This window comes from Pseudomonas sp. B22129 (assembly GCF_044218875.1).
In the GTDB taxonomy this organism is placed as follows: domain Bacteria; phylum Pseudomonadota; class Gammaproteobacteria; order Pseudomonadales; family Pseudomonadaceae; genus Aquipseudomonas.
On record NZ_CP162592.1, the window covers coordinates 1,246,884 to 1,261,064 of the forward strand.

Annotated in this window: 11 protein-coding genes; 2 read left to right on the top strand and 9 right to left on the bottom strand. The window is 63.7% G+C overall.

Translation table 11 applies throughout. The features are described from left to right. Positions 1–12: 12 nt before the first annotated feature. The 3 genes from AB4P94_RS05695 to AB4P94_RS05705 are packed head-to-tail and all read right to left on the bottom strand — an operon-like array spanning position 13 to position 4,195. On the bottom strand, positions 13–2,109 hold the full coding sequence (locus AB4P94_RS05695) for an HlyD family efflux transporter periplasmic adaptor subunit (RefSeq protein WP_395609761.1): 2,097 nt from the start codon (positions 2,107–2,109) through the stop codon (positions 13–15). Then, positions 2,109–3,428: an efflux RND transporter periplasmic adaptor subunit gene (locus tag AB4P94_RS05700; protein ID WP_395609762.1), complete on the bottom strand. Its 1,320-nt coding sequence runs from the start codon at positions 3,426–3,428 to the stop codon at positions 2,109–2,111. Before AB4P94_RS05700 ends, AB4P94_RS05695 begins: the two co-directional genes overlap by 1 nt. Then, the gene (locus tag AB4P94_RS05705; RefSeq protein ID WP_395609763.1) at positions 3,425–4,195 is read right to left on the bottom strand and encodes an efflux RND transporter periplasmic adaptor subunit; all 771 of its coding nucleotides are present in this window, start codon (positions 4,193–4,195) and stop codon (positions 3,425–3,427) included. The genes AB4P94_RS05700 and AB4P94_RS05705 overlap by 4 nt, the downstream gene beginning before the upstream one ends. A gap of 159 nt (positions 4,196–4,354) precedes the next feature. Here AB4P94_RS05705 and AB4P94_RS05710 point away from each other — a divergent pair, with 159 nt between their 5' ends. Both AB4P94_RS05710 and AB4P94_RS05715 read left to right on the top strand, forming a co-directional pair. Further along, entirely contained in the window at positions 4,355–6,520 is a 2,166-nt protein-coding gene (locus tag AB4P94_RS05710) for an outer membrane assembly lipoprotein YfiO (RefSeq protein WP_395609764.1), read from the top strand. Next, positions 6,517–7,221 carry a DUF3142 domain-containing protein gene (locus AB4P94_RS05715; protein WP_395609765.1) on the top strand — a complete coding sequence of 235 codons (705 nt, stop codon included), beginning with the start codon at positions 6,517–6,519 and terminating at the stop codon, positions 7,219–7,221. Before AB4P94_RS05710 ends, AB4P94_RS05715 begins: the two co-directional genes overlap by 4 nt. A gap of 115 nt (positions 7,222–7,336) precedes the next feature. Here AB4P94_RS05715 and AB4P94_RS05720 read toward each other — a convergent pair whose 3' ends face one another. From AB4P94_RS05720 to AB4P94_RS05745, 6 genes are all read right to left on the bottom strand, one after another. Beyond that, on the bottom strand, positions 7,337–8,788 hold the full coding sequence (locus AB4P94_RS05720) for an efflux transporter outer membrane subunit (protein WP_395609766.1): 1,452 nt from the start codon (positions 8,786–8,788) through the stop codon (positions 7,337–7,339). Next, a complete protein-coding gene (locus AB4P94_RS05725; RefSeq protein WP_395609767.1) occupies positions 8,785–9,843 on the bottom strand; it encodes an HlyD family secretion protein in 1,059 nt (352 codons plus the stop codon). Before AB4P94_RS05725 ends, AB4P94_RS05720 begins: the two co-directional genes overlap by 4 nt. A 15-nt stretch (positions 9,844–9,858) precedes the next feature. Further along, positions 9,859–11,394 (bottom strand): MFS transporter, encoded by a 1,536-nt coding sequence (locus AB4P94_RS05730; protein ID WP_395609768.1) that lies wholly within the window; start codon positions 11,392–11,394, stop codon positions 9,859–9,861. Between the two features lie 230 nt (positions 11,395–11,624). Then, a complete protein-coding gene (locus AB4P94_RS05735; protein ID WP_395609769.1) occupies positions 11,625–12,545 on the bottom strand; it encodes a LysR family transcriptional regulator in 921 nt (306 codons plus the stop codon). Between the two features lie 52 nt (positions 12,546–12,597). Continuing rightward, positions 12,598–13,224, bottom strand: a complete 627-nt coding sequence (locus tag AB4P94_RS05740; RefSeq protein WP_395609770.1) for a TonB family protein — start codon at positions 13,222–13,224, stop codon at positions 12,598–12,600. A gap of 99 nt (positions 13,225–13,323) precedes the next feature. After that, positions 13,324–14,172: an ABC transporter permease gene (locus AB4P94_RS05745; RefSeq protein ID WP_395609771.1), complete on the bottom strand. Its 849-nt coding sequence runs from the start codon at positions 14,170–14,172 to the stop codon at positions 13,324–13,326. Between the last annotated feature and the right edge of the window lie 9 nt (positions 14,173–14,181).

The following is a 14,181-nucleotide window of genomic DNA, read 5'->3' on the forward strand; positions in this document are numbered from 1 at the left end:
GTTCAACTCCTGTCAGAACCCGCTTTCCCTCACACCCAGCGCCGCCGCGCGCCGCCAGGCCACCCCCAGCACCGACTCGCCGCGCCCTTGCAGCACCACCACACCGCGCAGCGGCTGATGGGGCGTCGCAATGGCTTGCAGGCTTTTCATCCGCGCGCCGTACTGCGCCTGCACCGGCTCCGGGCGCTGGTTTTCGTCGCGGCGCACGGCAATCGGGCCGTGGTGGTCGGAGGTCAGCGCCTCTTGATCCAGATAGGCCACGCCGTTGGCGTCAATATCGGTCAGCTCCACCGCGATGGCTGCGTGCATCGGGTCATCGGCGATAAACCGCCCGGTCGCCCCCGGCGCCACCCGCCACAGCTCGGCCTCGGCGAGGTAACCGCGCAGGCGTGCGCCGTCTTCCACCACTTGCGCCAGCGGATCTTTGGGCGACAGCCAGCGGCCCACGCTCAATTGCGGCAGCACATCGCGCACCGTGCCGGCATGGGGTGCGCGCAACAGCAGGCGCTCGCGCTGGGCCGCCAGGCCACGGTATTCGGCCAAGGCCTGGGCCAGGCGCTGATCGTTGATGCCGGCATCCGCCGCCGTTTCACTGCGCCCCGCCTGGCGGCGCATCTGTAGCTGCAAAATGTCCACTTCACGGCGCACGATGCGTTGTCGCGCATCCAGGTCCGGCGACTCCAGTTCAATCAGCACCTGGCCCTGGGTCACCACCTGCCCATCCACCACGCGCAGTTGCTTGACCCGCGCCGCCACCGGCGCATGCAGCGCGCTGGCACGTCCAGCCTGGAGCATGGTCGGCAACTCCACCGCGCTGCGCCACGGCACCACCAGCGCCAACACGATCAACACCAATGCCAGGCTGCTCAGCAGCACCCGGGGTGCATGGGCCTGGCTGCGGCGGCTCCACCACTCGCGCCACTCCTTGAAGATCGGCAGAAAGATGAACCACACCAGCTCCACCAGCATCAGGAAGATCCCGAGCATCTTGAAGAACAGGTGATACACCGCCAGCGCGATCCCCAGGAACAGCGCCGCACGCCACAACCACGCCAGATAGCCCCACCCCAGCAAACGCCGTTGCATGCTCGGCGACCAGGGTTCCGGCGCCGGCTCGCCATAGCCAAACAGCAGCTCTCGCAGGCGCCAGCGGCACAGCGCAAAAGCGCGACCTTGCAAGTTATCCACACCCCACAGATCACTGATCAAGAAGTAGCCATCAAAACGCATGAACGGGTTCAGGTTGATCGCCAACGTGGTCAGCCACGTCGCGCTCGCCAACATGAATGCCGCCGTGCGCGCCGGGCCATCCGGCAGCAGCGACCACGCCAGCAAGGCGATGCACGCCAACAGCAGCTCAGCCATCACCCCGCCGGCACCGATCATCAGCCGCGCGCGGCGGTCATTGACCCGCCAGGCGTCACTCACGTCGGTATAAAACATCGGCAGCAATACCATGAACGCAACGCCCATGCTCTGAACCCGGCACCCGGCGCGCTTGGCCATAAAGGCATGGCCGAACTCATGGCACAGCTTGGCAAAGAACAGCGCCACACCAAACGCCAGCGCACCGCCAAGGCTGAACAGGTGCGGGAAAGTCGCCAGGAAGCGCTGCCAATCCCGCGCCACCAGAAAGAGGCCAAGCCCAAGAATGATCGGCAGACCGTAGCGCAGCAATCCCGGGCCGAAGCGCGCCAGCCAGGGCCACGCGCGGTTGAGAAACGCATCCGGGCGCCACAGCGGAATACGGAAAAACAGGTATTGATGCAGCAGCACTTTGCCCAGGCTCTGTTTCTGGGCGGCGGATTTGTAGAGGTAGCTGGCGCGCTGGTCCGGGTCGAGGGCGGCGATCAGGTCATGGGCGCGCAGAAAAGTCAGCAACTCTTCCACTTCGCTGCCACCCAGCGGTAAACCCGGCTCGCGGTTGGCGGCTTGCAGGACTTTTTCCGGATCACCCAACGACCAGTGGCGCAGCAGGCGAATGGCTGTGGCGCCGAGTTTGAAATAACGCCCGCGCACCGGGTCGGCCAGGGTCCAGCGCGGCGAGCCGTCCAGCGCCGCGCCGGCGCTGGAGAGTTGCAGGTCTTCGCGCAGTTGGGGCAGCTTCATCAGAGGCCAACGCTCTGGCGCAGGCCCGCCAGCGGCCGACGCAATAGATAGAGGGCCAGCGGCGCGCGGTCGCCAAAGATCTTCGCGGTACCGCGCAGGCCGATACGCGGTGGCGCGTCGTCGAACTGCGCATCCAGCCGATAGGCCAATTGCCCGCCCGGCGTGGGCTGCGCTTCGTAAGCCGCGCGTTGCAGGGTGGCGAGGTGGCGTTGCAGCGGGTCACTGTCGAGGAACAAGGCAACCTGAGCGTCAGGCGCCAACGCAATCGCATCGCCCACGGCCAGCTCGATGCGTAATTCGGCTTGGCCAGGGTCGGCGATCTGCAACAGGCGCTCGCCGGTTTGCACCGGTTTGCCGGTCCAGCGGTCAGCATCGGCGAACACGGCGATGCCGTCGCGTTCGGCACGCACTTCGCTGCGTTTGAGCAGCTCACGGGCGTAGTCGCGTTCGGCGCGTTTTTGCTCGACCCGGGCCGCCAGCAGGTCAATGCGCGAACTCGATTCGGCATCGGCAAACGCGCGCTGGGCATTGGCTTTGAGTTCCGCCTCGGCCACGCCCAAGGCTCGCGCCGCGACATCGGCCTGGGCGGTGAGGGTGGTGCTTTCAAAACGCAGCAACAGGTCGCCGGTTTTGACCGACTGGTTGGGCTTGACCAGAAACTCGGCAATCACCCCATCCAGCGGCGCGGCCACCACTTGCCCGGCCAGCGGCACCACTTCGGCGGGCGCCAGCACCGACTGGCGCACCGGAATCAGCAGCAACAGCAGCAGCGCGACCACCACGACCGCCTGGCGCTTGCGGGTCAGGCGCAACCGCCACGGCTGGCGGGGTTGCAGCGCGTGCCAGGCATGGCTGTAGGTGTCGCCCAGTTGCGCCAGCAATATTTGTTCGGCCGGGTTCCACGGGATATCCCGCGCCAGCCACAGCCCGCCGAATACGCGGCCTTGCGGATCAATCAGCGGCAGCCAGAACACCTGGCCCGCCGATAAGCTCTGCCAGTCGGCCTGCACCGCTTCGCTCAGTTGCTCGGCCGGCACCACGCGGGCGGCCTGGCCCAGCCCCTGCTTGTGCAACTGCGCCACCGCCTGCTCGACAAACGCCACGAACGGCGCATTCGGATCGACGCTGCTCACCGCCGTCACCGCCTGCACCTTGCCCGCGATCAGCAACGCGGCATGCCGATAGCCGAACAGCGGCTGGCTGTCGTTGACCAGGCTGTAGGCCAGCTGCTCGGGGGTGCGCGCGGCGCGGGTCTGGCGCTCAAGGTCCAGGAACTGCGCGAATACCCGCTCAGTGTTGCCCGGCAGGGGCGCGTTCATTGCAGTTGCGCAAAGTGGGCGGTGCCGCTCATGCCGGCCATCAAGCCACTGGCATTGGGCAACGTAGCGACCAGCAGCAGCGTCTGGCTGCCTTCGTCAATGCGCGCGCCAAGGCGTTTAACCGTGGCGCTGAACGCCTGGCCGGTTTCGTCAGGGATGAAATTGAAAGTCTGGCCGGGCTTGAGTTTGCCCATCCAGCGCGACGGCACCAGCAGGTGGATTTCCAGGCTGCGGTTATCGACGATTTCCAGCAGCGGCGCCCCGGCCGACACGCTTTCATAGCGCTGGACCTTGCGCTCGACCACCTGGCCGTCATACGGCGCCAGCACACTGCAGCGTTTCACCTGAACCTGATACACCTGGGACTGGGCCTGGGTTTCGCTGAGCTTGGCTTCAGCGCGGGCCACTTCAAAACGCCCGACGGAATTGAGCGCCGCCAATTGTTTATTGTGGGCCAGCTCCTCACCGGCGCCACGGCTGGCCGCCTGGGAAGCATTCAACTGGGCCTGATAGGCCGAGCAGTCGAAACGCGCCAGGGTGTCGCCCTTCTTGAACGCCTCGCCTTCGCTGAACGGCAGTTCGACGATACGCCCTGACAGCTCACTGGCCAGCACCGCCTGGTCGCGGGCACGCAACACGCCGCGTGCCTCATCAGCGCCGGCGGCCGCCGCAGGCGGGTGATCCAGCAGCGGGTCGTCCGCCAAGGCCACAGACGCCATACCCACCAGGCAGGTAAAACCCAATATCCCTAGTCGCAATTGCTTCATACGATCCTCCCTGACGATGAGCGCAGTCTAGGGCAGGGAGGCCAGATTGCCACTACCCATAATCGGACAAATCAGCAATTTGTGTGGGCCTTCACCGATGCAGTTGTCGGATCAAGCTATGATTGGCCCCCTCCAAGGACTCAGGATCAAGGACACGTCATGCGCATCGGTTTTTTGTCACCCCTGGCAGTGGCCCTGCTAGCCGGCATCTCCCTACAGGCCCAGGCAAGTTCGGACGACTCGTGCTACCCGGACTGGCGTGTGTCGCGGGACACACTGGATACGTGCAGCAACCTGCCGTTCCTGAGCCCCGGCAATGACAGCCGGGTCAACCTGCGCCTGCTGCTGGCCGACAAAAAGAACACGCCGCTGGCCCCCAACGCCCTGAGCGAAGACGATTTGTCCCAGGGTTTTGGCCCGGTACCGTTTCCGGTGTACCGCCTCGCCCCACGCGACGCCGCCGAAACCGCCAGCACCCCGGACGATCCCAAGGCCCTGACACTGGATGCGCTGATCGAACCGCTGGGCATCCAGCGTGCCGATAAAAAAGCCGCTGGCGATGCTTTCCTCAATGGCGAGGGCAGCCGCTGCCGCAGCAACGACGACGCCAGCGCGAATGCGTTTGTCAGCCAGGTGGTCAAGGCCGACCTGCCGACGGCCGAGCGCGATCTGTTGATAAAAGCACGCCTGCAATTGCTCACCGCGTGCGAATGGACCGGGCCGGTGATAGAACCCGCGCAAGCAATCCAGTCGCCGCAAGGCCAACGGTTTGGCACCTACCTGCAAGCGGCTGCCGATTTCTATACCGGGCGCTTTGCCGAGGCTGGCGCTGGTTTCGCCAGCCTGCAAAACGCGTCTTCGCCGTGGCTCAAAGAAGCGGCAGCGTACATGGTCGCGCGCAATGCGCTGAACCTGGCTCAGGAGCATGTCTACGACAACGAGGGCGTGCCCCAGCTTGACCGTGTGGATAAACCTGCATTGGCCGCCGCCGAAGAGGGCTTCGGTGCCTACCTGAAAACGTATCCACAGGGTGAATACAGCGCCTCCGCGCGCGGCTTGCTGCGCCGGGTGTACTGGCTGGCAAATGACAACGACAAGCTCGCCGACGCCTACGCCTGGCAGTTGACCCAGGCAACGGACGAGCAACGCAACCTGAGCCTCGACGCGTTGGTGGAAGAAACCGACCTCAAATTCCTGATGGTCAACAGCGAGACCGTCAAGACGCCGATGCTCCAGTTTGTCAGCGACCTGATGGTGATGCGCGGCGGCGGTCAGCCCGCCCTCGCCCGCAGCGACCTGGAAAAGCAGAAAGCCGCGTTTGCCGACGCGCCCGAACTGTATGACTACTTGCTCGCCGTGAACGCGCTGTATACCGAGCATGAACCGGATACCGCCTTGAAGCACCTGCCGCAGAGCGTGCCGGCGAGCCTGAACTACTTCGCCTTCAGCCAACAAACCCTGCGCGCCCTCGCCCTGGAAGCCAAAAACGACTGGAAAGGCGCGCAAGCGCTGTGGCTGCAACTGCTGCCGCTGGCCAAACTGGCGCTGCAACGCGACCAGCTGGAACTGGCGCTGGCGATGAACTACGAGCGCAGTGGCCAGTTGGCAGAGGTCTTCGCCGCCGATTCGCCGATAGCGGCCAAACAGGTGCGCTACATCCTGCTGCGCAACGTGGCCGGCCCCGACTTGCTGCGCCAGCAAATCACCAAGGCCAGCGACCCGGTAGAACGTCAGACCGCGCAGTTCGTGCTGCTTTATAAAGACCTGCTGCGCGGCCAGTTCGCGACCTTCGCCGACGACCTCAAACAACTGCCGGCGACGGCGCCGCAAGACAAACTCGGCACCAGCCTGGGCTACGTCTATACCGCGGGCCAGAGCCTGAAGCTGTTCCAGTGGAACGGTGACAAAGCCGAGTCCGGCTACGCCTGCCCAAGCATCGCGCACACGGCCGCGACCTTGCAAAACGACGGGAAAAACCCGCAAGCCCTGAACTGCTTCGGCGAATTCATCCTGCGCAATGGCCTGGACGGCATGCCGCTTGAGCAAGCGCGGGCGGCGGGCAGCCTGGGCAGCACCGCGTCGCAGTTCCCGGGGGAAACGTTCTCTCGGCTCGACGGCTACAAGCAGGTGATCGCCAATGCCAAGTCACCGAAGACTGACAAGGCTTACGCACTGTTTCGCGCTATCAACTGCTACGCGCCGTCCGGCTATAACAGCTGCGGTGGCGCAGACGTGGAACCGAAGGTGCGCAAGGCGTGGTTCCGCCAGTTGAAAAGCAGCTTTGCCGACACCCAGTGGGGCCAATCGCTGCAGTACTACTGGTGAAGCCGCTGTGGCTTGGCTTGCTGTTGCTGGCAAGCCCGGCTTTCGGCGCCGTTGACGCCCGCGACTATGACGCCTTCTGGCTGTGGAGCGGCGTCAAGCCCCAGCCTGTGCTCAGGCAGGCGAAAACCCTGTACGTCCTCCAGGGCCAGATCAACTCCACCCGCCGCGCACCCGAGCGCGGCGTGCAACTGATCGCCCAAGGCATGAGCGTGCCACGCTTGACCCGTGGTGAAATCTGGGTGGTCTACCGCGCCCACACCCTGCACTGGCCGGAACAGGTCTACACCCAATTGCTCGGCCAGGTGCAACGCTGGCGTGAGGCGGGCAACCCGGTGGTCGGCATCCAGATCGACTTCGACGCCCGCACCCAATACCTGCACGAATACGCCGGCTTCCTGCGCGACCTGCGCCAGCGCCTGCCGGCTGACCTGAAACTGAGCATCACCGGCCTGATGGACTGGAGCAGCAATGCCGACCCCACCGCCATCGCACAGCTCAAAGGCGTGGTGGATGAAGTGGTGGTGCAGACGTATCAGGGGCGCCACAGCATTCCCGATTACGCGGCGTATTTGCCGCGCATGAACCGGCTGGGGCTGCCGTTCAAGGTGGGGTTGATTCAGGGCGGGGTGTGGGAAGAACCGGGGTATTTGAAGGGGAGTGAGTGGTTTCGGGGGTATGTGGTGTTTTTGCAAAATCAGTAATCACGCGATACCCCTTGTGGGAGCGGGCTTGCTCGCGAATGCGGTGGGTCAGTCATGAATCTGTTACTGAAACACCGCATTCGCGAGCAAGCCCGCTCCCACATTGGATGGGTGTTCAGTCTGTCGGAATGGAGGCAGTTTCGGGGTAGACGGATTGCCAACCGCCGCCCAGTGCCTTGTAAAGGCCGACCATGGCCAGCGACACGCCGGAGGAGCTTTCCACCCACTGCTCTTGCGTCGCCAGCAACGCGCTTTGCACGGTGAGTACGTTGACGAAATCCACCACGCCTTCCACGTACTGGTGTTGCGCCGTGGCCAGGGCGATCTGGTTTTGGCGCACAGCTTCGGCGAGGCTGTCGCGGCGCAGCTGGCTGGCGTTGTAGCGGGTCAGTTGGTCGTCGATTTCATGCCAGGCGCGCAGCACGGTTTGCTGGTACGCCAGCGCCGCTTCCTGTTGCTGGGCTTCGCGCAAATTCACCACGCCTTGCAGGCGCCCGCCGTTGAACAGCGGCAAGCTAAATTGCGGGCCGAAGGCAAACGCGCGTGAGCCCCAGGAACCGAAATCGGAGAGTTGCAACGCTTGTGAGCCGAGGCTGCCGGACAGCGTGATACGCGGGTAAAAATCGCCTTTGGCCACGCCGATATTAGCGGTCGCGGCGTGCAGGCGCGCTTCGGCCTGGCGGATATCCGGGCGACGCTCGGCGAGTTCCGACGGCAGGCCGATCGCGACCTGACGTTGGCTTTGCGGCACGGCGCCATCCTTGGACAGTTGCGCGTGCAAGGCTTGCGGCGGCTCGCCCATCAACAGGCTCAGGGCGTTGATCAACTGGTCCTGGCGTTGCTGCAAATCCGGCAAGCGCGCTTCGATGGCGGCGACTTGCGCGGCGGCTTCGGCCACGTCCAAATCAGTGGCCACGCCGTCGGCCAGGCGCAGTTGCGAGAGCTTGAGGCTGTGACGCGCCACGTCAAGGTTTTGCTCGGTGACCGCGCGGGTGTTCTGCACGCCCCGCAGTTGGATGTAGTCCTGGGCCGTTTCGGCAAGCACCGACAGCAACACGGCGCGGCGGTCGTTTTCGGCGACTTCCAGAGTGGCGTCGGCGGCCTCGGTTTCGCGCTTGACCCGGCCCCAGAAATCCAGCTCCCAGGCGGCGGAGAAACCCATGTCCCATTGGTTATAGGCGGACTGGCCATTGTTGCCCGACGCATCGCTCAAGCCTTTGGCGCTGACGCGCTGGCGCAGGTAATCGCCCGTGGCATTGACGTTGGGATAACGCTCGGCGGTGGTCACCTGGCGCACAGCGCGGCTTTGTTGCAGGCGGCTGCTGGCCAGTTTCAGGTCGAGGTTATCGGTGAGCGCGCGGCGCGTGAGGGCCGAGAGTTGTTCGTCGTGGAACACGTCCCACCAGCGCTCCTGCAATGGATCCGTCACGGCACGGCTGGCGGCTTGACGGCCTTGGGGCTCGGCCCACTGCGTGACCTGCGGGCCCTGAGGTTTCTGGAAGTCCGGGCCGACGGTGCAAGCGCTCAGGCTGATCAGGCTCAAGGTGAGCCAGGCGAGGTGTTTCATTGCTGGGCCACCTCACGCTGCTGCGCGACCTGTTGGGTGTCGACGCTGGCTTCCACCGACATACCGACGCGCAAGCGCTCGGTCAGCGGCTGGTTCGGCTCCAGTACGATTTTCACCGGAATGCGCTGCACCACCTTGGTGAAGTTGCCGGTGGCGTTGTCGGGTTTGACCGAGGCAAAGGTCACGCCGGTGGCCGGCGCCAGGCTTTCCAGATGGCCATTGAGCAGTTCGCCATCGAGGCTGTCGACGCGCACTTGCACGGCTTGGCCGGCGTGCATGTGCGAGAGCTGAGTCTCCTGGAAATTGGCCACCACAAAGGCCTCGGCCAAGGGGACGACGGCAAGGATCTTGCTGCCTGGCGTCACATAAGCGCCGACCCGCACCGCGCGTTCGCCGACCATGCCGTCCACCGGCGCGACGATGCGGGTGTAAGACAGCTGATAGCTGGCCATTTCCAGCGCGGCCTGGGCACGTTTGAGCCCACCTTCGGCCGCATCACGCTGGGCGGTGAGAATTTCCACTTGCTTGCGTTCAGCCGCCAGCACCGCCGTGGCATTGGCCAGGCGCGCGTTGGCCTGGTCGATGCGGGTTTTGGCTTGCTGGGCGTTCTGCACCGTGCCCGCGCCAACACCGGCGAGGTGGTTGTAGCGGTTCAGTTCATGCTCGGCGAACGCCACTTCGGCGCGGTCTGCCGCCACGGTGGCCTGGGCCTGGGCGATCACCGAGCTTTGCCGTTCCAGGGTCGCGGTGGCATTTTTCAGCTGGGCCTGGGCGACCAAAGTGTCGGCGTCGGCGGCCTGGGCGGCGGCGCGAAAATCCCGGTCGTCGATCAGCGCCAGCAGTTGCCCGGCCTTGACGCGCTGGTTGTCTTCCACCAGCACTTCCTTGATAAAGCCCGCCACGCGCGGCGCCACGAGGGTGAAGTCGGCGGCGATGAAAGCGTCGTTGGTGGTCTGGCGTTTGCTGCCCAAAAGGTCCGGCGCAACCAGGTACACCAGCACGCCGACAGCAAACACGGCGATAACGGAGACGGCTATTTTGTCTTTGCGTTTCATGGGAAATCCTTTTGGCTAGGTCGGTGCGCGCGGTGGAAAAATCCGCGTCGGCATCCAGAAAATCAGCAGAATCAACGCCACCGCGACGGCGGCCATGACGTAATAAAGATCCGAAGAGGTCAGCACCACGGCCTGCCCGTGCAGGCGGTGAGCCAGGCCGGGCGCATCGCCGTCGGCCAGGGGCGAATTGCCCAGGCTGTCCACCAACATCGTCGAGTGAAAGTGCAGGCGCTGCGTGGTCAGCGTGTCCAGCACGGCGGTGGCGATCACGGCGGCGAGGCCTTTGACGGTGTTGAACCAGGCCGAGGCGAACGGCCCGTCCATCGGCTGGATGCTGCCGGTAGAAAGCATCAGCAGTGGCAACACGGCCATGGGCTGACCGAAGATTTGCAGCAGGTACAGGCCATAGAAATCGTCGCGAATCCATTCCGAGGTCAGGTGCGAACTGCCCACGCAGCACAGCACCAGCATGCTCAAGCCAGTGCCCAGCACCCAGCGGCAATCCACCCAGCGCAGGTTGCACAGCGCCGCGACCAAGGGCAGTGCGATGAGTTGCGGCAGCGCCATCAGCAGCATTACCGGCGCGGTTTGCAGCGGGCGATAACCCTGAACCTGGGCGAGGAAACTCGACGGGATGAGGATCACCGAAGTCAGCACCATCAACACGCCTGCCAACACGATCAATGCAAACGACAAGTTGCGCAGGCCGAGCATCTGCAGCTTGAAAAAAGGAATGGGCTGCGACCACTCATTGAGCATGAACAGCACCAACAACAGCGTGCCGCCCCCCAGCAGGAAGGTGATCAGGCCAGACTCGAACCAGTCCAGGCGATTGCCCTGCAACAGGCCGATCACCAGCATGCAGATCGCCGGAAACCCCAGCAGCAGGCCGCGCCAGTTGAACTGTTTGAAACGCTCCAGGCGCACGGGGTCTTGGGGCAGGCCATAGGCCACGGCGGCCATGGCCAGAAGACACGGCGCGACTATTTGCCAGAACGCCCATTGCCAGCCGACGTATTCGGTCCACAGCGCCGCCAGCGGCGTGCCCAGGCTCGGGCCGAAAGTGGCGGTGAGCGCGTAACCGGCCAAACCATACAGTTTCACGTTGGCGGGCAAGAAACGCAGCGCCACGGTCATCAGCATCGGCGGCAACGCACCTCCGGCCAGGCCTTGCACGGTACGCAGCACCAGCAAGCTTTCGTAGTTCGGCGCAAACGGGCACAGGATGCCCAGCACCGTGAACAAACCAATGGCGTACAACGTGAAGCGGCGCAAGGAAAACGTCACCGAACACCAGGGCGCAAAGGCCATCGCCGCGACCGAGGTGGCGGTGTAGGCGGCGACCAGCCAGGTGCCTTCATCGAAACCGATGTACAGCGCACCGCGAATATCGGCGAGGGCGACCTTGGTGACCATCTCGTTGAGGCCGGACACCAGCACCGCGAGCAATACGCCAACCAGGCCAATGATGATGCGCGGGCCGAACACGGGCGGGTTCAGGGCAGTGGGTTGCGCTGCAGCCGCAAGGGTGGGGGCAGCAAGGGAAGTCATGAACAGGTAACTCGGAATGATCAATACCCGAGCAGTTTAATCAGGCACATCCATGACAAAAAGTTACTTGTTGGAAGCTTATAAGTGCGCCAGACGCAATTCTAAAATTCACCACAAAACCCTGTGGGAGCGGGCTTGCTCGCGAAAGCGGAGTGCCAGTCAAAGATGTTCCAACTGAGCCACCGCATTCGCGAGCAAGCCCGCTCCCACACTTTGATCGAGTTCACTAATTAGGTGGGTTGGGCTTCCAGCCAGGTGGCGTGGCAACTCTCGCGCATGGTTTCGCGCAGCCATTTATGGGCCGGGTCTTTGTCGAAACGCGGGTGCCAGGATTGCGCCAGCACCAGCGTCGGCAAGGAGATGGGCAGCGCGAAGGCGCGCAGTGGCAGTTTCAGGCGGGTGGCGCTCAGCAGCGCTTCCTTGGGCACCGGCAACAGCAGGTCGGAGTCGGGCAGCATGAACATGGCGCCGTGGAAGCCCGGGGCAATCATTGCCACGCGGCGTTCCAGGCCCAGCTCATTGAGCGCCGTGTCGATGGGCCCACGGGCTTTGCCGCGCCGGGAAATGCTGATGTGCGAGTAGCTGGCGAAACGTGCGGCGGTGATCTCTTCATCGAACAGCGGGTGATCTTCACGTGCCAGACCGACGAAGGTGGTGGAGAACAGCGTCTGCACCTTCACTTCCGGGCTGGGCGGCATGGTGTTGCTGACCCGCAAGTCGAGCCGGCCTTCACGCAGGGCATCGTCGTCAGTGTCGGCTTCGGGCACGAAGCACAGCTCGCACAGCGGCGCCATGCGCTCCATGGTGTCGAACAGCCGACCGCCATAGACGCCGATAAAAAAGTCATTGGCCCGCACGCTGAAGCGGCGGCGCAGGGTTTTCAGGTCGACTTGATCGGCGGAGCGAAACAGCAACGCCGCCTGCTCCACTACGTTGCGCACCTGGCTCTGCAACTCCAGCGCCTTGGGCGTCGGCACCAGGCCGCGACCGGCGCGCACCAGGATCGGATCGCCCACCGCTTCGCGAATACGCGTCAGCGTACGGCTCATGGCCGCCGGGCTCAGGTTCATCCGCCGTGCAGCACCGACCACGCTGCCCTCGTCGAGCAAGGCGTCGAGGGCGACCAGCAGGTTCATGTCCGGTAGTTGCATGCCAAGCACTCGTGGTCAGTGAAAAGTACAGTGCACGCAATCCTAACAGGCTTTACAGGTAGAGCTTTGTGCTGCGCGGCAGGTAATCCGCGTAAGCCGCTTTGGGGTTGGCCTGACACTTTTGCACGATTTCCGGCAGGGCTTTTTCGAGCTCATCCGCTTTGGACAAGCCTTCGGTGTAGTCCTTTTTACCGCTCAACGCCGGGAACATTACCGCGACTCGGGTAATGGCAAAGCTCTTCATGTCGATCAACGGACGCGTGGGATGGTCGCGCCGGAACTGGCTCACTTCCTCGTTCAACGCGCTGCAGGACTGATAGGTGGTTTGCGTGAAGGTCAGTTGGACGCTTTCTTTACTGGGCTGCGTCGGCGTAAAGATCATGTCGTTTTGCGCCTCGACCACTGCTGGCTGGTCGGCACTCACGTCCCAGGGTTTGAAGCGCCATTGTTGGGCTGCGGCGACGGCCGCGTCACCAAATACAGGCTGTGTCGCGTTGAGTGCCTTGACATCGCTGACCGTGCCGTCGTTGTGAATCTTCAGGCTGATGCGTGCGTGCCCTTGCGTGCCTGCCTGGCTTGCGGGATAGGCCGGCTTGGGCATGGACACCGATTGCGGGGTGAACTGGGCAAACACCGAAGACGATAAAAACAAAGCCACCGCCAGGACAAAAAACCGCATCGCCGCAAATCCTTCTATCGGGAATGCCTGACGTCAGGGCGGCGTCAGGTTCGGCCGGTATTATCGGGCGCACACCCGGCACATAGCAATCATTCCTGTTTAGCGCTGCATGCCCCAACGCTTTACGGTGAGCCGCTCGAAGGTGTCGAACACGAGGTTTTCCACCAGCAAGCCGATGAGAATCACCACGGCCAGCCCGGCAAAAACCTTGTCGGTGTACAACTCATTGCGGTTCTGGAAGATGTACCAGCCCAGCCCGCCTTTACCGCTGGTGGCACCGAACACCAGCTCGGCGGCGATCAGCGTGCGCCAGGCAAACGCCCAGCCGATTTTCAGGCCCGCGAGGATCGACGGCAGTGCCGCCGGGATCAGGATGAACAGCACAAAGCGCATGCCCTTGAGGCCATAGTTGCGGCCGGCCATGCGCAGGGTTTCGGACACGCCGAGAAACCCCGAATAGGTGTTCAAGGCCAAGGCCCACAACACCGAATGCACCAGCACAAAAATCAGGCTGTTCTGCCCCAGACCAAACCACAGCAGTGCCAGCGGCAGCAATGCGATCGCCGGCAACGGGTTGAACATCGAGGTCAGGGTGCTGAGCAGGTCACGACCCAACTGCGTGGACACCGCCAGCGTGGTCAGGGCGAACGCGAGCACGATGCCGATCAGGTAGCCCTTGATCAGCACCGCGAGGGAAATGCTCACTTTGCTGAGTAACTCGCCACTGAGCAGGCCGTCGAACAGTGCCTGCGAGGTTTGCAGGAAGCTTGGCAGCAGCAAATCGTTGTTCTGATAACGCGCGACGGCTTCCCAAAGAATCGCCAGCACGATCAGGATCAGCCCTTTGCGCAGCCAGCCCTGTTGCCACAAACGTTGACGCAACGGCAGCTCGCGTTCCACGGGGACGGTGAGCAACGGTTCGAGGTTGACTTCAAATTCCTGGCGCATACGTCGGCC